This is a genomic window from Futiania mangrovi (assembly GCF_024158125.1).
In the GTDB taxonomy this organism is placed as follows: domain Bacteria; phylum Pseudomonadota; class Alphaproteobacteria; order Futianiales; family Futianiaceae; genus Futiania; species Futiania mangrovi.
Genome location: NZ_JAMZFT010000002.1, coordinates 473,033 through 493,654 on the forward strand (window position 1 = coordinate 473,033; position 20,622 = coordinate 493,654).

Genomic DNA, 20,622 nt, shown 5'->3' on the forward strand with positions numbered 1-20,622 from the left:
CTTGCCTCAGCCGTCGGCGGCCTCCGGCTGGCCGACCATGCTCCGGGCCGCCGCGACGATGGCCTCCGGCGTGACCCGCACGCGGTCTTCCAGCGGCGGCGCGTAGGAGATCGGGATCCGCGGCGCCCCCAGACGCCGGACCGGCGCACGCAGATCCCCGTGCAGGGTTTCCGCGACCGTCGCCGCGATCTCCGCACCGAAGCCGCCCGCGGCGACCGCCTCGTGCACCACGAGCAGGCGGCCGGTCCGCCGCACGCTGGCGAGCACCGCCTCGCGGTCCCAGGGCCAGATCGTGCGAAGGTCGATGACCTCAGCCGAGATACCCTCCGTGCCGAGCGTCTCGGCCGCCGCCATCGCACCGTGGACCGCCGCAGACCAGCTCACGATGGTGATGTCGCGGCCCTCGCGCGCAACGCGGGCGCGCCCGAGCTCCACGATGGGATCGCCGTCGACGGGTCCGTCCGGCACCTCGCCTTCCAGCGCCCAGAGATCCTTGTGCTCCATGAACACGACCGGGTCGTCGCAGCGGATCGCACCCGCCAGCAGCACGCGCAGGTCCGCAGGCGTCGCCGGGGTCACGACGACGAGGCCGGGAATGTGCGCGTACCACGCCTCCAGCGACTGCGAATGCTGGGCGGCGGACGAGCGCCACATGCCGATCGGCTCGCGCACCACCATGGGCACGCGCGACTGGCCGCCGAACATGTAGCGCGCCTTGGCCGCCTGGTTCACAAGCTCGTCGACGGCGCACAGCGCGAAGTCGGAGAAGCGCATCTCCACCACGGGGCGCGTTCCCATCATCGCCGCGCCGACCGCGGCGCCGAGGATTGCCGCCTCCGAGATCGGGGCATCCGAGATCCGGTCGGGCCCGAACTCCTCCACCAGGCCCTTGTACTGGGTGAACACGCCGCCGCGGCCCAGATCCTCGCCGACCGCCCAGACCGTCGGGTCGCGGCGCATCTCCTCGGCCAGCGTCTGCCGCGCGGCGTCGATATAGGTCATCCGTCCCATCAGAAGGCCACCATCCTGGGGTCGCCCACGTCCTGCACGTCGGCATAGGCGAGGTCGCTGTCGGGCCAGGGCGCTGCCCGGGCCGTGTCGTAGGCCGCGCGCATCTCGCGCTGCGCGGAGTCGGCGATGGCCGCGAGGTCGTCGCCCGCGTAACCCGCGGTCTCCAGCAGGCCGCGCGCCCGCGCGATCGGGTCGCGCGTCCACGCCTCCGCTACCTCTTCCGCCGTGCGGTAGGGCGCGGGGTCGACCCCGGTATGGCCGGTCAGGCGGTAGGTCTTGGCGACGAGGAAGCGGGGCTTGCCGCGCCGCACGTCGGCCAGAAGCTCCTTCGTCGCCGCTTCGACCGCCAGCACGTCGTTGCCGTCGACCTCGGCCGCCGGAATGCCGAGGCTTTCCGCGCGCGCGGCCGGGCCGGGGCCCGCCGTCATGGCCTGGGTCCGGGTCGAGGCGGCGAAGCCGTTGTCCTCGCACACGAAGAGCACGTTGAGGCCGAACACCTGCGCCCAGTTGAGCCCTTCGAGGAACGGGCCGCGGTTGATCGCGCCGTCACCGAACAGGCAGGCGACAACCCGGTCCTCGCCCTTCAGCTTTATGGCGTGCGCCGCGCCCGCCGCGATGGTGATGTTCGCGCCCACGACGCCGTTCGCGCCGAGCATGCCCACCTCGAAGTCGGCGATGTGCATGGAGCCACCCTTGCCGGAGCAGCATCCGCCCGCGCGGCCGAACAGCTCGCACATCATGGCGACCGGATCGGCGCCCTTGGCCATGGTATGGCCGTGGCCGCGATGGGTGGACAGCAGGATATCGGCCCGGTCCAGCGTGCCGCACACGCCGACCGCCACGGCCTCCTGCCCGATGGAGGGATGGATCGCCCCGAGCACCAGCTTGTCGGCTATGGCGCCGACCGCCGCCTCCTCGAAGGCGCGGATCCGGCACATCATGCGGTACTGGTCGAGCAGCCGCTGCCGGTCGAAGTTTGGCGGTGCGCCCGGGCTTTCGGCAGTCCTCGCGGTCATGCGGCTCCCTTCCTCTCCGGCTGAATCCCTTTTCCGCCGCCGGCCAGCCGGGCCTCCAGCGCGCGGGCTTCTTCCGTGAGCAATGCGACGAGCCAGGCAATCCGGTCAGGGCTCATGCGCTCGTTGATCGCCGCGAGGCTCAATGCGGCGGCGACCCGCCCCTTGGGGTCGAACACCGGCACACCGACCGCCGCCATTGCCGAGACGATGCGGCCATCATTGTGGGCATGGCCGCGGGCCCGCGTCTCCGCGGCAAGCTGCAGCAGCGCCTTCGGCGAGAAGCCGGGATAGGCCTCGAGCCGGGCTTCGTTGCCGCGCACCACCTCGGCGATTTCCTCCTCCGGCAGGAAGGCGAGCAGGGCGAGCGAACCCGCGCCGACGCCGAGCGGGCGCCGGTCGCCCACGTCGAGCGTGAGCGTCTTGATCGGAAAGTCGCCCACCTGGCGGTCGAGGCAGATGGCCTCGAGCCCCTCGCGGGCCGACAGGAACACGGTGTCCCCCGTCTCTCGCGCCAGCCGCAGCAGCGCCGGGCGGGCAACCTCCGCGATGTCGTAGCGCGTGGCAAGATGGCCGAGCCGGATCAACTCGTATCCCAGGTGGTACCGGCGGTCGCGGCTGTCCTGGTAGGCGAAACCCGCGTCTACGAGCGCGGCCAGAAGCCGGTGCGTCGTCGTCTTGCCGAGACCCGCGTCGCGCGCGACGTCGGACAGTCGGCAGCCCGTCACGGGTTGCCCCGCGAGCAGCTTCAGGATGTCGGCCGCGCGCTGAACCGACTTGACGGACGCTTCCGCCTCCACGCACCCCTCCCCGTTCGGGTACTTTGCCGATTGCCCGTTGTTCGGGCCACGGATCTGTTCTTCATTGTTCCGTCCAACGGAATGTGGGAATCCTATTTTCGGAACACTTTGCCGTCAATCGCCTCCATGGTCCCGCCGCCCGCATGACCGACCGTGATGTCCAGCCAGCCCTACCCGACGGTGTCGTTGCTGCCGACACGATCACCCTGCTGCCGCCAGAGGCCGAGGGCGCCGTCGTCGTTTCCGGATCGCACGGCGGGGTCTACCCGGGCCAATTGGCGCTGGCTGCGGGCGCGCGGGCCGTGATCCTGAACGATGCAGGCGGGGGGCGCGACGGCGCGGGCTATGGGTCGCTGGCGCTGTGCCAGGCGGCCGGCGTCGCGGCGGCGGTGGTGGACCACGACACCTGCCGGATCGGCGAAACCGGCGACATGCTGGCCCGCGGGCGCATCTCGCGGGCGAATGCACTGGCTGCGGCTGCCGGGGTGAGCCCCGGCATGACCTGCCTGGAGGCGGCGCGGCTGCTGACGCACGCCCCGCTCGCCAGCGGTCCGCGGGCGAAGCCGGGGGAAGAGGCGCGCCGCAACCTCGACCTGCCGGGACCGGGGCGGACCGTCGTGCTCTGCGACTCCGCCTCGCTGGTCGGGCCGGAGGATGCAGGCCGGATCGTTGTTACGGGATCGCACGGCGGGCTGATCGGCAACAACCCCGCCAAGGCGCTGAAGGCAGACGCCTTTGCCGCCGTGTTCAACGATGCGGGCATGGGCGCAGACGGCTGGGGCATCACGCGGCTGCCCGTGCTGGACGCGCGCGGCGTTGCAGCCTTCACGGTCGACACGGACAGTGCGCGGATCGGCGACGCGCTGTCGAGCTTCGAGGACGGCCTCGTCTCGCACGTCAACGCGCGGGCAGCAGCCCTCGGTATTGCCGCCGGTATGGCCGCGCGCGACGCGATCCTCAAGTTGCGCACCGTGGACGGAACCTGAGCGGCCCTACCCGCGCGCCGCCCGATCGAGCTGGGCCAGGATGCCATCGGCCAGCGTGTCGAGCGGGTTCGCCGTCAGCGGGCGCAGGTCCGTGAGCGCCGCAGACAGGCGCTCGGGATTGGCGGACTTGAGCGGCAACGGCGCCATGAGGCGATCGGCGGCCAGATCGTCGAGCATCCGCGCCTCGTCAGCCCGCAGGCTTCGCCCCTCGGGCACCAGCGCGACAACCGGGCGCCGGGCGCAGATCGCCTCCACGATCATGGACGAGGAATCCTCGGTGCACAGCACTGCGTCGGCCCGGGAGAGCAACCTCAGGATCGAGCCGGGGCCCGCGGTGCGGAAATCCACGAACTCCTCGACAAGGGCGGGGTGCCGCAGGGCCGCCTCGGCCAGACGGTCGCTGACCGCTTCGGGCGTGCGCGGCGAATTGGTAACCAGCAGCCGGATGCCCGCCGGCCACCCGGTATGGCCGAGCAAACCGAGCAGGCCCTCCCAGTCCGCGTCGTCGAACCGGTGCGCGCCGGAGGGGCCGCCGACCAGCACGGCGATCCTGCGCCCTTCCTCCGCCGCTGTGCCGGTCCAGGGGCGGGCAGGAGGCATGTCGTCGGGATCGACCGGAGAGGGCTTGAGCGTGATGACATGGTTCGTTCGTCCCTCTGCCTCGCGGTAGGGCAGGAGTATGGCCGAGAACAGCCGCGGCGGCAGGCCGCGCAGCGTGCCCGCGTACACGTTCGGCACGCGGTAGTGCCGGGCCAGAGCGACATTGGCAAGACGGGTCGTTCCGCCCGTGCTGATCACGAGGTCCGGCCGGTCGATCCCGTCCGGATCGAGGCTGAAAGATAGGGAGAGCAGGCTCCGTGCGGAGAGCAGGCCCCTGGCGAACAGCCAGCCCAATGGCCGCGCGAGCTTGCCCCGGCGCAAACGGATCTCCTGCCGGTCGACGGCGAGTGCATGCCGCCGCGACAGCGCCAGCAGGACAGCCTCGCTCTGCCGGTAGTGCCCGGGCCGGCCGTCCGACAGCAGCAGGATCCGCCAGGGGCGGTCTGCCGGCAGGGCCGGATTGGGGGCGGTAGGGCCGTTCATGGGCGTATCCTTCGCGTTGCCGGCACCGCAAGGGATCCCGTGATACCGATCGATGCCATGTTTCGCCAATGCGGGGAAGCCGTGTAAAGGAGGAAGTCTTGGGGGCGGAAATCGCCGCGCGACGGAGATACGAGCGATATGGCGCAGCTACGCATCCTGCTTGCGAACGACACCTCGCTGCTGGGTCACTTCGGCTCCGCGCTCGTCGTCCGGCGGCTTGTCGAACTGGCTGGCGACCAGGATGCGTACCTGCAGACCGGCTGGGGCTGGGAGCGCGTCGAGGCAGAGGAGTTCGCGGCGGACCGCTGGGATGCGGTGATCGTCAACGGCGAGGGCTCGATCCATCACGACAGCGCGACGGCCCGGCGGGTGGCACGACTTGCCGTCCGCCTCGCGGAAGCCGGCTTGCCTGCATATCTGGTCAATGCGAGCGAGGAGGCCAATGGGGCGGAGGTGCGCGCGGGTCTCGCTGCCTTCCGCCGCTGCTATGTGCGCGACCGGGCGAGTGCCGATTCGCTCGCCGATGCAGGGATCGCAGCCGAGGTCGTTCCGGACCTGACGCTCTCCTGGGCAGATGCGCCGCGGTGGACCGGCGGCGGGCGGCGGCTCTACGTGACCGATGCGTCGGAAACTAAGACCTCGCGCCGCCTGTTCGACCTCTCGCAAGGCCACGGGGGCGCACGCTTCGTCAGCCTGCGGACCACGCCGCCCCATGCTGCGGACGGACGCGCCAACCGGCGCCGCCGCGGTCTTTTCTGGAAGCGCCTTCTGGCCCGCGTCTTGCCGCCGTCGCCATGGGCCGCGCGCTATGCCGATCCGTTCGGCAGCGTCGAAGCGTTCGCGCGAACGCTCGCCGAGGATGCGTCAGGCCTGGTGGCGGGGCGCTACCACGGTCTTTGCCTCGCCCTGAGGATGCGGATCCCGGTGCTCGCGGTGGCGGGCAACACGTCGAAGAGCGGCGCGCTGCTGGCAGATGCGGGGCTGCCCGCACGCGAGATGACGCTCGACCGGCTCGAAGCGGAGGGGCTTCCCGCGCCGGTTCCGATCTACACGGCGGACGAGGAGCGGCACCTCGACGCCCTGCTGGCGCATGCCGAACGTGGGGCGCACGACATGATGCAGACGATCGCGGCCGACATCCGCGACATCCGGGGAGCTGGCGCCAGGACATGAAAAAACCCGGCATCCGCGAGGATGCCGGGCTTTCCCATTATGCCGTTGTCCTGTCCGGACGGACAGGACAGGCGCGTCACGCCGCCTGCAGGTTGCCCGCAGAGCTGCGGCCGCGCTCGGTCACGATCTCGTAGGAGACCTTCTGACCTTCGTTCAGCGTCGACATGCCGGCGCGCTCAACCGCGCTGATGTGGACGAACACGTCCTTGCCGCCGTCGCTCGGCTCGATGAAGCCGAAACCCTTTTGCGAATTGAACCACTTAACAGTACCCGTTGCCATCTTGGCCTCCTCAGGTCTCACGCGCTCGTCGCGCACTGGGGGCGGCAAGCACGCTCATCGCGCAAGCCGCCGATCCGGCTTCCGCGTCGTCTTGAGGGGCCCCGAAGGGCAGGTCGCAAGTGAAGCTAGAAACTCGAATGAGGAGGCATATAGGCCCAGCTGGCGTCTTTTGCAATGTCCAACCGGCGACTCTTGCCGTTTGGCATGTGTTGCAGCCGGTGTGCCGTTGTCGAAATCTACACCTCTGAGGAGAATATGATCTTTGCGGCGCGCCTGCCGCTGCGGTAGGTTCGCCGCACCGGGACGGCCGCGCCCGCGGGGCGCCGGTCGGGACACAAGGCCGCAAAGGCTCCAGCCTACGAGCAAGGCACAACTCATGTATCGCAACGACGCAGACCGCATCCGCGAGAAGCTGGACCAGCTTCGGGCGCTCGCAGAAACCCGTGTGACCGGCAAGGACCGCGCCGATTTCCTCGCCTTCGTGGAGCAGGTGTTCGCCAATGCTCCCGTCGACGACGTGACAGAGCCGGGCACCGAGGAACTCTATGGTGCAACCCTGTCGTTGTGGCGGCTGGCGGAGCGGCGCGCACCCGACGAGCCGCGCGTGCGCTTCTACAATCCCCGGATCGAGGAGCACGGCTGGGAAAGCGGGCACAGCGTGCTGGAGATCGTCAACGACGACATGCCCTTCCTCGTCGATTCGGTAACGCATCACCTGACCGACCGCGGGCTGGGGATCCACGCGATCCTTCACCCGATCTTCCGTGTCCGGCGCGGCAAGGACGGCCGCAGGCTCGGGCCGGGCGAACCGGGCGGCGTCGAGCATGCCGAGTCGGTGATGCAGATCCAGGTGGACCAGATCGGCGATCCGTCACGCATCGCAGAGATCGAGACGGCGATCCGTTCGGTGCTCGCCGATGTGCGCATGGCCGTGCGCGACTGGCCGGACATGACCGCACGCCTGCGCGAAGCCGCACGCGATCTCGAGGCAGCCACGCCGAAGGATGCCGATCGTGCCGCGGTCGAGGAATCCGTGGCCTTCCTCGACTGGCTTGCCGACAACCACTTCACGATCCTTGGCTGGCGCGACTACCGGCTGGGCGGCAAGGGCAAGCCGGTCACGCCGGTCGAGGGATCCGGACTCGGGCTTATGCGCGATCCCGGCTACAACATCCTGCGCGATGCGGACGGCAATTTCGTGGATTGGGCACCCGAGGCGGATGCCTTCATCGCGGACACCTCTCCCCTGCTGATCCTCAAGGCGAACCGCCGCTCGACGGTGCACCGCACGACCCATCTCGACTACATCGGGATCAAGGTCTACAGCCGCGAGGGCAAGGTGACGGGCGAGCGCAGGCTGGTGGGCCTGTTCACCGCCGCGGTCTATAACCGCAGCCCGTTCTCCATCCCGCTGCTGCGGCGGAAGATCGCCAATGTCATCGCGCGCGCCGGCCTGAACCCGGACAGCCACGACGGCAAGGCGCTGGCGAACGTGCTTGAGAACTTCCCGCGCGACGAGCTTTTCCAGGTGCCGGAGGAGCTTTTGCTCGAGACGGCGCTGGGCGCGCTGCACCTCGAGACGCGGCCGCGCACCAAGGTGTTCGTCCGGCCCGACCGGTTCGGCCGGTTCATGTCCGCGCTCGTCTTCTTCCCGCGCGAACGCTTCAATACCGATCTGCGCATCCATGTCGGCAAGCTGCTGGCAGAGGCCTATGACGGCCGGGTGTCGTCCTACTACCCCGCCTATGGGGACGGGCCGCTGGCGCGCGTGCACTACATCATCGCGACCCGGCCTGGCGCGGTGCCGGAGGTCGATGTCGCGGCGCTGAACGAGCAGGTGCGCGCCGCCACCCGCCTCTGGACCGACGATCTGCACGACGTCCTGGTCGAGCGGCTGGGGGAGGATGCGGGCAACCGCCTGTTCGACCGGTATGGCCACGGCTTCCCGGCGCACTACCGGGAGGATTATCCCGCCGCGGTCGCCATTGCCGACATCGAGACGATGGAACGCCTTGCGGGGCCCGCCGACGTCGGCCTGAAGTTCTACCGGCGCCTTGAGGACGACGGATCGATCGTGCGGCTTAAGCTCTATCACCTCGGCGCGCCCTTGCCGCTTTCGGACTGCCTGCCCGTTCTCGAGAACATGGGGCTGCGCGTGATGGAGGAGCGGCCCTACGAGGTGGGTCATGCCGGTGGGTGTGTCTACATCCACGACTTCTCGATGCTGCCGCGAGAGAGCGAGGAGGTGGACCTCGCCGCGCTTCGGGAGAAGCTGGAGGCGACCTTCGCAGGGGTTTGGGCGGGCCAGCTCGACGACGACCGCTTCAACCGGCTCGTGCTGCGGGCCGGGATCGACCCTGCCGACATCAACGTGCTCAGGGCCTACGCGAAGTTCCTGCGCCAGACGAACATCCCGTTCAGCCAGGCCTACATGGAAGATGCGCTCGCCGCGCACCCGGTGATCGCGCGTACGCTGGTCGCGCTGTTCCATGCGCGTTTCGACCCCTCGCTCGGCACAGCGGCGGACAAACGCCGGGCCGAAAGCGACCGCCTTGCGGCCGAGATCGAGGCGCAGCTCGACGCGGTTTCATCGCTCGACGAGGACCGGATCGTGCGCCGCTTCCGCAACGCGATCCTGTCCACCTTGCGGACCAACGCCTGGCAAAAGGGGCCGGACGGTCAGACCAGGCCCTACCTGTCGCTCAAGTTCGATTCCGGGCAACTCGAGGATCTGCCCCTGCCGCGGCCGTGGCGCGAGATCTTCGTCTATTCCCGCGCGGTCGAGGGTGTTCACCTGCGTGGCGGTCCCGTCGCGCGCGGCGGCCTGCGCTGGTCCGACCGGAAGGAGGACTACCGCACCGAGATACTCGGTCTCGTCAAGGCGCAGATCGTGAAGAACGCGGTCATCGTTCCGGTCGGCGCGAAGGGTGGCTTCCTGCCGAAGGCGCTGCCGGTGGGTGCGGGGCGGGAGGAGACGGTCGCGGCCGCGATCGAGGCCTACAAGACCTTCATTTCCGCGCTGCTCGACATCACGGACAATCTGCGCGGCGAGGAGGTGGTACCGCCGAAGGATGTAGTGCGCTTCGACGATGACGACCCGTATCTCGTGGTCGCCGCCGACAAGGGCACGGCGACCTTCTCCGACATCGCGAACGGAGTGGCGCGGGAGTATGGCTTCTGGCTCGACGATGCCTTCGCGAGCGGTGGCAGCCAGGGGTACGACCACAAGAAGATGGGTATTACCGCCCGCGGTGCGTGGGAGGCGGTGAAGCGGCACTTCCGCGAGATGGGCCACGATACGCAAGCCGAGGCCTTCACTGTGGCGGGCGTGGGCGACATGTCCGGCGACGTGTTCGGCAACGGCATGCTGCTCTCGGACAGGATCCGTCTCGTTGCCGCCTTCGATCACCGCGACATCTTCATCGATCCCGATCCGGATCCGGCGGCAAGCTTTGCCGAGCGCCAGCGGCTCTTCGCCCTGCCGCGGTCGTCCTGGGCGGATTACGACGGCAAGCTCGTCTCGAAGGGCGGCGGCGTCTATTCGCGCGGGCTGAAGTCTGTCCCGCTGTCGACCGAGGCGCGCGCGCTCCTTGGCATCCGTTCGGAGAAGCCCGCGCCGCAAGAGGTCATGCAGGCGATCCTGCGCGCCGATGTGGACCTTCTCTGGTTCGGTGGCATCGGGACTTACATCAAGGCGCGGAGCGAGAGCCACGCCGATGTCGGCGACCGCGCGAACGACGCGATTCGCGTCGATGCGGAAGGTGTTCGGGCCAAGGTGATCGGCGAGGGGGCCAACCTCGGCCTGACCCAGCGCGGTCGGATCGCCTTCGCGCTGAAGGGCGGCCGCATCAATACCGACGCTGTCGACAATTCCGCGGGCGTCGACTGCTCCGACCACGAGGTGAACATCAAGATCGCACTCGGCCGCGTGGTCGAGGCGGGCGACATGACCGAAAAGCAGCGCAACCTGCTGCTCGCGGACATGACGGACGAGGTGGCGGACCTCGTGCTTGCCACCAACTACGACCAGACGCTGGCCATCTCGATGGCGGAGGCGCGCGCACCCCGCCGCCTCGACGTGCACGCGCGCCTGATGCGGACGCTGGAGCGGGAGGGCCGCCTCGACCGCGAGGTCGAGATGCTGCCCAACGAAGAGGCGCTGCACGACCGGGCCAATGGCGGACGCGGTCTGACCCGGCCGGAAATCGCCGTGCTCATGGCCTATGCGAAGATCCAGCTTTTCGACGAGTTGTGCGCGTCGGACGCCCCGGACGACGAGGCGCTTGTCCGCTATCTCCTCGACTACATGCCGGCGCCCTTGCGCTCGACATACCGGGACGCGGTGCTTTCGCACCGTCTGCGGCGCGAGATCATCGCCACGGTGCTCGGCAACGCGATGGTCAACGAGGGCGGGATCACCTTCGTCCACCGCCTGAAGGAGGAAGCGGGTGCCACGACGGGCGAGATCGCCCGCGCCTTCGTGGTCGCGCGCGAGGTGTTCGGTCTGCCGCAGCTTGCCGCGGGGGTGAACGCGCTCGACACGAAGGCCGATGCAGGCGCGCAGATCCGTGCGCACCTCGCGATTGCCGACAGCCTGACGATACAGACCCTGTGGCAGTTGCAGCACGGCCGCACGCGGGAGCCGGTGGCGGATGCGACCGCCTTCTTCAAGGACGATGTCGCGGCGATCGCGGAGGCCCTTCCGGGAATGCTCTCCGAGTTCGGGCGCGGTGCGCTTGCCGTGCGGGTGGAGCCGCTCGTCGCGGGCGGCCTGCCCGAGGCGCTGGCCCAGCGGATCTGCGGACTGGAGTTCCTGGGCGGTGCCTGTGACGTGGTGCGCGTCGCCCGTCGACAGCAGCGGGATGTGTCCGACGTCGCCGCGACCTATTTCGCGGCAGGTGCGCGGCTCGGCCTTGACTGGCTGCGGGCCAGTGCGCGCGACATCGACGTCTCGGACCATTGGGAGCGGATCGCCCTCGGCCGGCTGGTCGCCGATGTGCGCGCGCACCAATCCGCGCTGGCGGCCCGTTCGCTGGAAGCGGCAAAGGGCAAGGCCGGTGTCGCTGCGGTCGAAGCCTGGGCTTCTGCGAATCCGGAAGTCGTGGACCGGGCCGAGCGCCTGGTGGAGGAGCTGCGGACCGCAGGCAGCCTCACGCTGGCCAAGATCGCGGTTGCAGCCAGTCAACTGAGGACGCTGATCGCGAACTAGCCGCACGCGGCGGTCCGGTCTGCAAACGAGAAAGGGCGCGGAGGGATCGGAACCCTCCGCGCCCTTTTTTCTCCTGCTCCACCGCCGTCAGTGGCGGAAGTGGCGCATGCCCGTGAAGACCATTGCGACGCCAGCCTCGTCGGCGGCCGCGATCACCTCTGCGTCGCGGACCGAACCGCCCGGCTGGATGACCGCTGTGGCGCCCGCCTCGATCGCGGTCAGGAGCCCGTCCGCAAAGGGGAAGAACGCATCGGAGGCGACCACCGAGCCCCGGGTGAGCGGTTCGGAGAGGCCCGCGGCCTCCGCCGCCTCGCGCGCCTTGACCGCGGCGATGCGGGCGGCGTCTACCCGGCTCATCTGGCCTGCGCCGATGCCCACGGTCGCGCCGTCCTTGGCATAGACGATGGTGTTGGACTTCACGTGCTTTGCAATGCGGAAGGCGAACAGCAGGTCGGCGAGTTCCCGGTCGGTCGGTGCGCGCTTCGTCACGACCTTCAGATCGGCGCGCCCCACGCGCCCTGCGTCCCGGTTCTGCAGCAGATAGCCTCCGGCGACGGTGCGCACGGTCATGCCCGCCTGTTCCGGATCCGGCAGGCCGCCGGTCAGCAGCAGGCGCAGGTTCTTCTTGGCCGCGAAGATCGCGCGTGCCTCTTCATCCGCATCCGGTGCGATGACGACCTCGGTGAAGATACCGGTCATGGCTTCCGCGGCCGTACGGTCGAGCGGGCGGTTGGCCGCGATGATGCCCCCGAAGGCCGAGACGGGATCGCAGCGCAGCGCCGCCTCATAGGCCGCCACGAGGCTTGCGCCCTGCGCCACGCCGCACGGGTTCGCGTGCTTGATGATGGCGACGGCGGGCCGCTCGGTCTCAAGCTCGGCCACCAGCTCGAAGGCGGCGTCCGTGTCGTTGATGTTGTTGTAGGACAGCTCCTTGCCCTGCACCTGCTCCGCCGTCGCGACACCGGGGCGGACCGGGCCGCCGACGTAGAAGCCCGCGGTCTGGTGCGGGTTCTCGCCATAGCGCAGCCGCGCCTTCAGGTGCCCGCCGACGGCGTGCCAGGGCGGCGTCTCCTCGCCGAGGACGCCGTGGAACCAGGTCTGGATCGCGGCATCGTAGGCCGCTGTGCGGGCGAAGGCCTTGGCGGCGAGGCGCTTGCGCGTCCCGGGCGTCGTGCCGCCCTGCGTCTTCAGTTCCTCCAGCACGGCCGCGTAGTCTTCGGGCTCGACGACAACTGTCACGTCGGCGTGGTTCTTGGCCGCGGCGCGGATCATCGCGGGGCCGCCGATGTCGATGTTCTCCACGCAATCGTCGAACGGCGCGCCCTTCGCGACGGTCGCCTCGAACGGGTAGAGGTTGACGACCAGCAGGTCGATGCCCTCGATCCCGTGCGCGTCCATCGACGCGCGGTCTTCGGCGTTCGACCGGCGCGACAGGAGACCGCCATGGACGCGCGGGTGCAGCGTCTTGATGCGGCCGTCCATCATCTCCGGAAAGCCCGTGTAGTCCGAGACGTCGGTGACGGGTACGCCCGCATCCGCAATCGCGCGCGATGTTCCACCCGTCGACAGCAGCGTGACGCCCGCAGCGTGCAGCGCACGGGCAAGCTCGACGAGGCCCGTCTTGTCGCTGACGGACAGAAGGGCGCGGCGGATCTGGGTCATGGGGGCGGGTCCTGTCAACGGGGCCGGGTCCTGCCGGCGCTGGCAGGCCGAGGCGTCAGGGTTTCGGATCGTCGCGCTTCACGCGCTTGAAGGCCCACTTGATGACGGCCTCATGCCCCTCGGTCAAGCCCGAGAGAACGATCTGCTCGCTGCGCCGCGGACGACCGCCGGAGCCGAGATAGGCCGTCTCCTCGATGTCGAGCGAGGTGGCGTCGGTCCGCAGCGTCCAGCCCTCGCCCGTCGCCGTCTTGATCAGGATCGTGCCGTTCGGAAGGCGGCTGGCCCGCGCGCCGGGATGCAGGTGGAAACGCACCGCCCAGGGTGCTTCCGCACGGCTTGGCTTGCCCTTGCCTGCCGGCTCGATCCGGTCCTCCCCGCGCAGGTCGTCGCCGTCGTCGGACAGGAAGAGCTTGCGCTCGTGCAGGAAGCCCATGTCCGCATAGCCGCCGTGCCGCGCGACCACGGCATCGCCCCCCTGCACCGGCATGCGCCGGCCGGTCACGTTCGGCGGGCCGAAGAGCACACCGCCCGCGGCCTTGCCGACCGTGGCGGAGGGGCGGTCGGCGATGGTGAGCGTGCTGTGCGCGGCGGTCGCCCGCATCGCCTTCTCCCACGCCAGGCCGTGCCCTGCGCCGGTGCCGCAATTGACGACGATCCGGGCGCGGCCCGAACTCAGCTCGAAGGAGAGGCAGCCGGCCTGCGCGTCCCGGGCATAGGTGGGGGCAGGCGCGCTTCCCGCGTCGAAGATCACGACAGTCCGGCGGGCGGCCATGCGGTAGTACCCGCTATCCTCCCCTTCGGAAGGCGCCCGTTTCGCGCCGTCGACGGCAGCGAGCACATGATCGGCGAGACCGTCGGACGCTTCCTGGCCGCCATTGAAGCAGGCAAGGCCCCCATCGCCGTGCCGCATGCGGCGCAGCCAGCCCGCCATGCGTCCCGTGACGTCGGCCAGGACCTTGCCCGGTGTCACGCCCGCGCTACGCAGATCGCCCTGCAGACCGGCGAGATCGGCCAGCACCCGGGCGTGCGTGACCGGGTTGCGGCTGCGGTGCCCGCCATCGGCGAAGACATGGCGCGGCAGATCCTCGGCCAGCAGGTCGAGCGCCCAAGGCAGGCGTGCCCGCTCCTCCTCGAGTGCGAGGCAGACATGCACGAGCCCGATCAGCGCGTCGAGCCGGCGGGGGCCCTGGGCCATCTTCGGGGCGCGGCGGGCGAGGAAGCGACACTGGCGGGCGATGGCGACCATGGCCTTCGACCGGGCCAGCGCGTCCGCGCGCTCGAACAGCAGCCGGTAGTGCCGCATCATCGAGACGAGGCGGGCGCCCAGCACGTCCGGGCGCCAGGCGAAATGGTCGTACCTGCCATACCGTTCGACCCAGCCGTCGAGCAGGATCTGCGCGGCGGTGCTGGCATGGGCGCCCCCGGAGGCGCGCAGGTGGCGGAGCCAGCGGAAGGAGTGCAGCGCCTCGGCAAACCGTTCCGACGGCAGGGGGACGGCCCAGATCTTCGCGCCCTCGGCGCTGACGGTTTCGGTGCCGAAGACGAATGTGCCGTTGAGGATCGCGCGCGCCTGGTCGAGCGAGCCGGGGATGAGGTCCTGCGGCGCGAAGGCGACCCGGTCGGGCAGCGGTCCTTTCAGAAGCTGGTCCGAGACGGCGCTGCGCCAGAAGACATCCTCCGCGCGCGTGCGCAGGGCCCCGAGGGCCCCCGATGGGCGCAGCGAATTGGTGGGCAGCGTCGGCATGGCCGGCATGGTAGTCCCGTCGTTGTGAAATCAACAGGCCCCTTGTCGGGGCGCGCGGACCTATCCGGTACGACGGAATCGCGCCGCGAAAAAGCCCTCCAGACCCCCGGCCCCCTCAAGATCGTGATCGGGCCGCGTGCGCAGCCAGCCCTCGGGCGTCAGCAGGGCCTGTACGCCGCCCACCTCCTCGCCCCGGATCGGGACGGAAATGAGGCGCGGGTCTTCGGCGAGCCGCGCGGCGCGGGCTTCGCCTTCCTCGGGCTCGAGCGAGCAGGTTGCGAAAACGAGAACACCGCCGGGCGTCAACATTCCGATCGCCGCCTCGGTCAGTTCCGCCTGCAGCGAGACGAGGCTGTCGAGCTGCCGTGCCCGCTTGCTCCACAACACGTCCGGGTGGCGGCCCGCGGTTCCGGTGGCGAGGCAGGGCGCATCGAGCAGAATGCCGTCGAACCGTACATCCGGCGTCCACGCGCGGACGTCGGCGGCGATCACGTCCGCGGCGAGGCCGGTACGGGACAGGTTTTCGCGCAGCCGTTCGAGCCGGTCGTCCGAGATGTCGACGGCAGTTACCTCGAGACCCGCAGCGGCCAGTTGCAGTGTCTTGCCACCCGGTGCCGCGCACAGGTCCGCGACCCGCGTCCCCGGCGCCACCGCACCGGCAAGCAGCCGGGCCGGCAGGGCCGCAGCCGCCCCCTGGACCCACCAGTGCCCCTGGGCAAAGCCCGGAAGCGTGTCGATTCGAGTCCCTGTCGCAAGCCGCAGGCTGCCGGTCGCGAGCACCTCTGCGCCCAGCGCGTCTGCCAGCCCTTTCGTCCCGGCAGGGTCGCGGACGGTGATGTCGAGCGGCGGAACCGATGCAAGTGCGGCTGCCATCGCGCGCGTCGCCTTTTCGCCCCAGCTGGCGGTCCACCGTTCCCGGATCCAGCCGGGCAGGTTCAGGAGCGGGTCGGCGGGGGCCGGCCGCTCCCGGTCGAGGCGGCGCAGGACGGCGTTCACGAGGCCCGCGAACCCGGCGCTTGTCCGGTCGGCGCGAGCCAGCCGCACGGCCTGGTCGACGGCGGCATGGGCTGGCGTGTCGAGAAACAGCAGATCGGCTGCGCCCAGGCGCAGTATGTCGCGCACGCGGGCCGCCTTGCGCGGCAGGGGCTTTTCCAGCAAGGGGCCGAGCGCGGCGTCGATCTCTCCCAGCCGCCGCAGGCAGCTCGCGGCCAGCATCCGCGCGAAGCGCCGGTCCTGCGACGGGGTGCCGGCGGGAAGCGCGGCCGCGAGCGCGTCCTCGAGCGGGGCACCGTCCTCGAACACCGCGGAGAGCGCGTCGAGCACGGCCGCCCGCGCAGGCGAGGCGACAGGCCGGCGGCCGTGTGCCCGCCCGCCGCGCGGGGCGCGGCGGTCAGCGCCAGGGGCCACGGGCGCCTGCAACGCCGTCCATCTGGCCGGCCAGTTCCTTCAGCGCGGCGATGCGGTTTGCCGTGTTGGGGTGGGTGGAGAAGAGATTGTCGACGCGCGCGCCCGACAGCGGGTTGATGATGAACATGTGCGCTGTCGCCGGGTTGCGCTCGGCCCGCACGTTCTCGACCTGGTGGGCGGCGCGGTCGATCTTTGCAAGCGCGGATGCGAGCCACATCGGGCGGCCGCAGATTTCCGCCCCCATACGGTCGGCGGAATATTCCCGCGTCCGGCTGATCGCCATCTGGACAAGCATGGCGGCGAGCGGCGCGAGGATGATCAGCGCGATCGTCCCGATCAGGCCCAGCGGGTTGTTCCGGTTGTCGCCGCCGCCGAAGAACAGGCCGAATTGCGCGAGCATGGAGATCGCACCCGCGATCGTCGCCGTGATCGTCATGATCAGCGTGTCGCGGTTCTTCACATGGGCAAGCTCGTGCGCCATGACGCCCGCGACCTCTTCCGCGGTCAGCATGTCGAGGAGCCCGCGCGTCGCGGCGACGGCCGCGTTCTCCGGGTTGCGGCCCGTGGCGAAGGCATTGGGCTGGGGCGAATCGATCAGGTAGACCTTGGGCATGGGCAATTCCGCCCGCTCGGCCAGTTGCTCGACGAGGCCGTAGAAGTCCGGCGCTTCGGCGCGCGTGATCTGCCGTGCGCCGTGCATGCGCAAGACCATCTTGTCGGCGTTCCAGTACGCGAAGGCATTGGTGCCGAGCGCGACGACGAACGCGATCGCCATGCCGCCCGTACCCCCGATCAGGTAGCCGACGGCAAGGAACAGGCCGGTCATGGCGGCCAGCAGAAGACCAGTACGGGCGTAGTTCATGGACCGGGTTCTCCCTGAAAGGCGCGCGGGAAACGAGACACGTCCGACGGACGAGCCTATATCTGGGCGAACCGGGTGAAAACCGCAATCGGAGAGCGGCGCGATGAGCGGCAAAACCACCGACGAGCAACGCCAGTCCCGCGTGAAGGAGGCGGCGCGGCGGGCCCTGGCCGAGGCAGAGGCGCGCCGGGCTGCCGATCTGCCGCGCGACCTTCCGCCCGAACAGGGCGGCCCGGAAGGACCGGAGCCGACCCGCTATGGCGACTGGGAGAAGAAGGGGATCGCCTCCGACTTCTGAGAAGGGCAGGGCTCAGGCTGCTGCCTGGCGCCCCGTGGCAGCGGGTGCAGCGGCAGTACCGGCGTTCGCCTCCCGTGCCCGGCGGAAGGGGTGGACCAGCAGCGTCCACAGGTCGTCCGGATCGTCCATGCGCGCCTCGCCCAGGCCGAAGGCGATCGCGTCGTTGCCGACCGCGGCGTCTTCCCGCCAGGTGCCGAACACCCGGTCCCACACGGAGAAGATCTGCGCGAAATTGCTGTCGTAGTCTTCCTGGGCCGCCGAGTGGTGGATGCGGTGGTGGATCGGCGTCACGATGACCAGGCGCAGCAGGGCCTCGAAGCGCGGCGGCAGGGCCATCGACCCATGGTGGAAGGTCGAGAAGACGTGGCGCAGCAGGACCGCGACGAGGATCGCGTGCGCCGGCATGCCGAGCGCGACGACGCCCGCGAGATAGGTCAGCAGGCGGAAGGCGGCTTCCAGCGGATGGCCGCGCAGGACCGAGGTCGCGTCCAGTTCCTCGTCGGAATGGTGCACCTCGTGGATCGCCCAGAGGGTCGGGACGCGATGCAGCAGGTAGTGGGCGAGCCAGGCCAGCGCGTCGAGCACGATGATCGTGGCTGCGTACTGCACCCAGACCGGCGCCTCGACGATGTTGAAGAGCCCGATCCCATGCGCTGCGCAGGCGGCGGCGACCGCGCCCAGGCCGAGCGGGAGGAGCAGCGCGGTAAAGCCGTCGCGGGCCAGCAGAACGCCGATGTTGGTGCGCCAGCGGCGCCCGGTGCGGGCGGTGCGCTCACGCCAGGGCGCAAGCGATTCCCACGCGCCGATGAGCGTCAGGCAGGCGACGAAGAACGCAATATGGATGGCCAGCGCGACCGGGTCGACCCCGGCCCGGACCATGACCAGGATGCTGGAAAGGAACAGAACGGCGGCAAATGTGCCGGAAAGAAACCCACGCATGTCGATCACCCCTTCAGATATCTCCCATACACCGGAGACGCGATTCGCAGAAGCAAGGGGCGTGCCAGAACGTGCAACGGGACGGCCCGGTAGGGCCGCCCCGCGCATCCGGCGTTCATGGGACCGCGTTCGGCGGTCGAGATCAACGGTTCTGGCGGTTCTCGATCAGGTCGTCGACGACGCCCGGATCGGCCAGCGTCGAGGTGTCGCCGAGATTGGAGAACTCGTTCTCCGCGATCTTGCGCAGGATGCGACGCATGATCTTGCCCGAGCGGGTCTTTGGCAGGCCCGGCGCCCACTGGATGAGGTCGGGAGACGCGATCGGGCCGATTTCCTGGCGCACCCAGTCGCGCAACTCCTTGCGCAGGGCCTCCGTCGGCTCCTCCCCGGCGTTGAGGGTCACGTAGCAATAGATACCCTGACCCTTCAGGTCGTGCGGATAGCCGACGACCGCCGCCTCGGCGACCTTCGGATGGGCGACGAGGGCCGATTCGACCTCCGCCGTGCCCATGCGGTGGCCGGAGACGTTGATCACGTCGTCAACGCGGCCGGTGATCCAGTAATAGCCATCCTCGTCCCGCCGGCAGCCGTCGCCGGTGAAATAGGTGTTGGGATAGGCCGAGAAATAGGTCTGCTCGAACCGCTCGTGATCGCCGTAGACCGTGCGCATCTGCCCCGGCCAGCTGTCGAGGATGACGAGGTTGCCCTCGGCCTTGCCCTCAAGCGTCTTGCCGTCGGCGTCGACCAGCGCCGGGCGGATCCCGAAGAAGGGCCGCGACGCCGAGCCGGGCTTGAGCGGGGTCGCCCCCGGCAGCGGGGTGATCATGATGCCGCCCGTTTCCGTCTGCCACCAGGTGTCGACGATCGGGCAGCGGCCGTCGCCCACGACCCGGTGGTACCAGAGCCAGGCTTCCGGATTGATCGGCTCGCCCACCGAGCCCAGCAGGCGCAGGCTCTTGCGGCTCGTCTGCTTCACCAGGTCCTCGCCCGCGCCCATCAGCGCGCGGATCGCGGTCGGCGCGGTGTAGAAGGTGTTGACCTGGTGCTTGTCGCACACCTTCCAGAAGCGCGCCGCGTCCGGATAGTTCGGCACGCCCTCGAACATCAGCGTGGTCGCGCCGTTCGCCAGCGGGCCGTAGACGATGTAGCTGTGGCCGGTGACCCAGCCGACGTCCGCCGTGCACCAGTAGATGTCGCCGTCCTTGTAGTCGAAGACGTACTGGTGCGTCATCGAGGCGTAGACGAGATAGCCGCCCGAGGTGTGCAGAACCCCCTTGGGCTTTCCAGTGGACCCCGAGGTGTAGAGGATGAAGAGCGGATCCTCGGCCGAGATTTCCTCCGGCGGGCAGTCGGTGGACGCTGCCGAGACCGCGTCGTGGTACCAGACGTCGCGGCCGTCCTTCCAGCCGACATTGCCGCCGGTGCGCTTGACGACGAGGACCTTGTCGACGCCGCCGACCTTCTCGATCGCCTTGTCGGTGTTGGCCTTCAGCGGGATCTTGCGGCCGCCGCGCAAGCCTTCGTCCGCCGTGATCACGAAGGTCGAGGCCGCGTCCTCGATCCGGCCGGCCAGCGCGTCCGGCGAGAATCCTCCGAACACTACGGAGTGGACGGCGCCGATCCGCGCGCAGGCCAGCATGGCGTAGGCCGCCTCCGGGATCATGGGCAGGTAGATCGTGACCCGGTCGCCCTTCTTCACGCCGTTGGCCTTCATGGCATTGGCGAGGCGGCAGACCTGCTCGTGCAGCTCGCGGTAGGTGATCTTCTTGTCGTCGGTCGGCTCGTCGCCTTCCCAGATGATCGCGACCTTGTCGGCCTTGTCCTTCAGGTGCCGGTCGATGCAGTTGGCGGAGACGTTGAGCGTGCCGTCCTCGTACCATTTGATCGAGACGTTGCCCGGCGCGTAGGAGACGTTCTTGACCGTCGTGAAGGGCTTGATCCAGTCGACCCGCTTGCCGTGCTCCTTCCAGAAGCCTTCGGGGTCGGCGACCGAGCGCTCGTACATCTCGCGGTACTTGGCGTCGTCCACATAGGCCCGCTTGGCCCACTCGTCGCTCACGGGAAACACGTCGGTCATCGGGCGCTCTCCTCTCTGTTTCTCCGGGGCGTGCGCCGTGGGCCGCGGAAAACCCGCCGGGGGCACGCGCCTCGTTTC

At 69.6% G+C, this 20,622-nt stretch carries 15 protein-coding genes; 4 read left to right on the forward strand and 11 right to left on the reverse strand.

Annotated features, from left to right (window positions below; translation table 11 throughout):
- Nucleotides 1–6: 6 nt before the first annotated feature.
- From NJQ99_RS09155 to NJQ99_RS09165, 3 genes are read right to left on the reverse strand one after another with little or no spacing between them, the layout of a single operon-like run.
- The gene (locus NJQ99_RS09155) at nt 7–1,011 is read right to left on the reverse strand and encodes an alpha-ketoacid dehydrogenase subunit beta (protein ID WP_269332524.1); all 1,005 of its coding nucleotides are present in this window, start codon (nt 1,009–1,011) and stop codon (nt 7–9) included.
- Nucleotides 1,011–2,027, reverse strand: a complete 1,017-nt coding sequence (locus tag NJQ99_RS09160) for a thiamine pyrophosphate-dependent dehydrogenase E1 component subunit alpha (protein WP_269332525.1) — start codon at nt 2,025–2,027, stop codon at nt 1,011–1,013. Before NJQ99_RS09160 ends, NJQ99_RS09155 begins: the two co-directional genes overlap by 1 nt.
- Nucleotides 2,024–2,824, reverse strand: coding sequence for an IclR family transcriptional regulator (locus NJQ99_RS09165; protein ID WP_269332526.1), 801 nt, complete (start codon nt 2,822–2,824; stop codon nt 2,024–2,026). The genes NJQ99_RS09160 and NJQ99_RS09165 overlap by 4 nt, the downstream gene beginning before the upstream one ends.
- 143 nt (nt 2,825–2,967) lie before the next feature.
- On the opposite strand from NJQ99_RS09165, the gene NJQ99_RS09170 reads away from it, so the two are divergent.
- On the forward strand, nt 2,968–3,810 hold the full coding sequence (locus NJQ99_RS09170) for a hypothetical protein (protein WP_269332527.1): 843 nt from the start codon (nt 2,968–2,970) through the stop codon (nt 3,808–3,810).
- 6 nt (nt 3,811–3,816) lie between these two features.
- Here NJQ99_RS09170 and NJQ99_RS09175 read toward each other — a convergent pair whose 3' ends face one another.
- The gene (locus NJQ99_RS09175) at nt 3,817–4,893 is read right to left on the reverse strand and encodes an ELM1/GtrOC1 family putative glycosyltransferase (RefSeq protein ID WP_269332528.1); all 1,077 of its coding nucleotides are present in this window, start codon (nt 4,891–4,893) and stop codon (nt 3,817–3,819) included.
- Between the two features lie 138 nt (nt 4,894–5,031).
- Here NJQ99_RS09175 and NJQ99_RS09180 point away from each other — a divergent pair, with 138 nt between their 5' ends.
- On the forward strand, nt 5,032–6,066 hold the full coding sequence (locus NJQ99_RS09180) for a polysaccharide pyruvyl transferase family protein (protein WP_269332529.1): 1,035 nt from the start codon (nt 5,032–5,034) through the stop codon (nt 6,064–6,066).
- A 76-nt stretch (nt 6,067–6,142) separates the two neighbouring features.
- Here the strand turns inward: NJQ99_RS09180 and NJQ99_RS09185 are convergent, their stop codons facing one another.
- The gene (locus NJQ99_RS09185; RefSeq protein WP_269332530.1) at nt 6,143–6,346 is read right to left on the reverse strand and encodes a cold-shock protein; all 204 of its coding nucleotides are present in this window, start codon (nt 6,344–6,346) and stop codon (nt 6,143–6,145) included.
- A gap of 376 nt (nt 6,347–6,722) precedes the next feature.
- On the opposite strand from NJQ99_RS09185, the gene NJQ99_RS09190 reads away from it, so the two are divergent.
- Nucleotides 6,723–11,555 (forward strand): NAD-glutamate dehydrogenase, encoded by a 4,833-nt coding sequence (locus NJQ99_RS09190; RefSeq protein ID WP_269332531.1) that lies wholly within the window; start codon nt 6,723–6,725, stop codon nt 11,553–11,555.
- 87 nt (nt 11,556–11,642) lie between these two features.
- Here the strand turns inward: NJQ99_RS09190 and purH are convergent, their stop codons facing one another.
- The 4 genes from purH to htpX are packed head-to-tail and all read right to left on the reverse strand — an operon-like array spanning nt 11,643 to nt 17,230.
- Nucleotides 11,643–13,217, reverse strand: a complete 1,575-nt coding sequence (gene purH, locus NJQ99_RS09195) for a bifunctional phosphoribosylaminoimidazolecarboxamide formyltransferase/IMP cyclohydrolase (protein ID WP_269332532.1) — start codon at nt 13,215–13,217, stop codon at nt 11,643–11,645.
- A 55-nt stretch (nt 13,218–13,272) separates the two neighbouring features.
- Nucleotides 13,273–14,970 (reverse strand): heparinase II/III family protein, encoded by a 1,698-nt coding sequence (locus tag NJQ99_RS09200; protein WP_269332533.1) that lies wholly within the window; start codon nt 14,968–14,970, stop codon nt 13,273–13,275.
- Between the two features lie 51 nt (nt 14,971–15,021).
- Nucleotides 15,022–16,368, reverse strand: coding sequence for a transcription antitermination factor NusB (locus NJQ99_RS09205; protein ID WP_269332534.1), 1,347 nt, complete (start codon nt 16,366–16,368; stop codon nt 15,022–15,024).
- The gene (htpX, locus tag NJQ99_RS09210; protein WP_269332535.1) at nt 16,352–17,230 is read right to left on the reverse strand and encodes a zinc metalloprotease HtpX; all 879 of its coding nucleotides are present in this window, start codon (nt 17,228–17,230) and stop codon (nt 16,352–16,354) included. Before htpX ends, NJQ99_RS09205 begins: the two co-directional genes overlap by 17 nt.
- A 103-nt stretch (nt 17,231–17,333) precedes the next feature.
- Between htpX and NJQ99_RS09215 the strand changes: the two genes are divergently transcribed.
- Nucleotides 17,334–17,528 carry a DUF1674 domain-containing protein gene (locus tag NJQ99_RS09215; protein ID WP_269332536.1) on the forward strand — a complete coding sequence of 65 codons (195 nt, stop codon included), beginning with the start codon at nt 17,334–17,336 and terminating at the stop codon, nt 17,526–17,528.
- A 12-nt stretch (nt 17,529–17,540) separates the two neighbouring features.
- Here the strand turns inward: NJQ99_RS09215 and NJQ99_RS09220 are convergent, their stop codons facing one another.
- Nucleotides 17,541–18,467, reverse strand: coding sequence for a sterol desaturase family protein (locus NJQ99_RS09220; RefSeq protein ID WP_269332537.1), 927 nt, complete (start codon nt 18,465–18,467; stop codon nt 17,541–17,543).
- A gap of 142 nt (nt 18,468–18,609) precedes the next feature.
- A complete protein-coding gene (gene acs, locus NJQ99_RS09225; RefSeq protein ID WP_269332538.1) occupies nt 18,610–20,544 on the reverse strand; it encodes an acetate--CoA ligase in 1,935 nt (644 codons plus the stop codon).
- Nucleotides 20,545–20,622 lie beyond the last annotated feature (78 nt).

What these genes read in the sequence shown, in the direction of transcription:
- NJQ99_RS09215 (WP_269332536.1), top strand. Translation starts at nt 17,334, where the DNA reads ATGAGCGGCAAAACCACCGACGAGCAACGCCAGTCCCGCGTGAAGGAG.
- NJQ99_RS09155 (WP_269332524.1), bottom strand. Translation starts at nt 1,011, where the DNA reads ATGGGACGGATGACCTATATCGACGCCGCGCGGCAGACGCTGGCCGAG.
- NJQ99_RS09180 (WP_269332529.1), top strand. Translation starts at nt 5,032, where the DNA reads ATGGCGCAGCTACGCATCCTGCTTGCGAACGACACCTCGCTGCTGGGT.
- NJQ99_RS09160 (WP_269332525.1), bottom strand. Translation starts at nt 2,027, where the DNA reads ATGACCGCGAGGACTGCCGAAAGCCCGGGCGCACCGCCAAACTTCGAC.
- NJQ99_RS09190 (WP_269332531.1), top strand. Translation starts at nt 6,723, where the DNA reads ATGTATCGCAACGACGCAGACCGCATCCGCGAGAAGCTGGACCAGCTT.
- acs (WP_269332538.1), bottom strand. Translation starts at nt 20,544, where the DNA reads ATGACCGACGTGTTTCCCGTGAGCGACGAGTGGGCCAAGCGGGCCTAT.
- NJQ99_RS09170 (WP_269332527.1), top strand. Translation starts at nt 2,968, where the DNA reads ATGACCGACCGTGATGTCCAGCCAGCCCTACCCGACGGTGTCGTTGCT.
- NJQ99_RS09220 (WP_269332537.1), bottom strand. Translation starts at nt 18,467, where the DNA reads ATGCGTGGGTTTCTTTCCGGCACATTTGCCGCCGTTCTGTTCCTTTCC.
- htpX (WP_269332535.1), bottom strand. Translation starts at nt 17,230, where the DNA reads ATGAACTACGCCCGTACTGGTCTTCTGCTGGCCGCCATGACCGGCCTG.
- purH (WP_269332532.1), bottom strand. Translation starts at nt 13,217, where the DNA reads ATGACCCAGATCCGCCGCGCCCTTCTGTCCGTCAGCGACAAGACGGGC.
- NJQ99_RS09175 (WP_269332528.1), bottom strand. Translation starts at nt 4,893, where the DNA reads ATGAACGGCCCTACCGCCCCCAATCCGGCCCTGCCGGCAGACCGCCCC.
- NJQ99_RS09185 (WP_269332530.1), bottom strand. Translation starts at nt 6,346, where the DNA reads ATGGCAACGGGTACTGTTAAGTGGTTCAATTCGCAAAAGGGTTTCGGC.
- NJQ99_RS09200 (WP_269332533.1), bottom strand. Translation starts at nt 14,970, where the DNA reads ATGCCGGCCATGCCGACGCTGCCCACCAATTCGCTGCGCCCATCGGGG.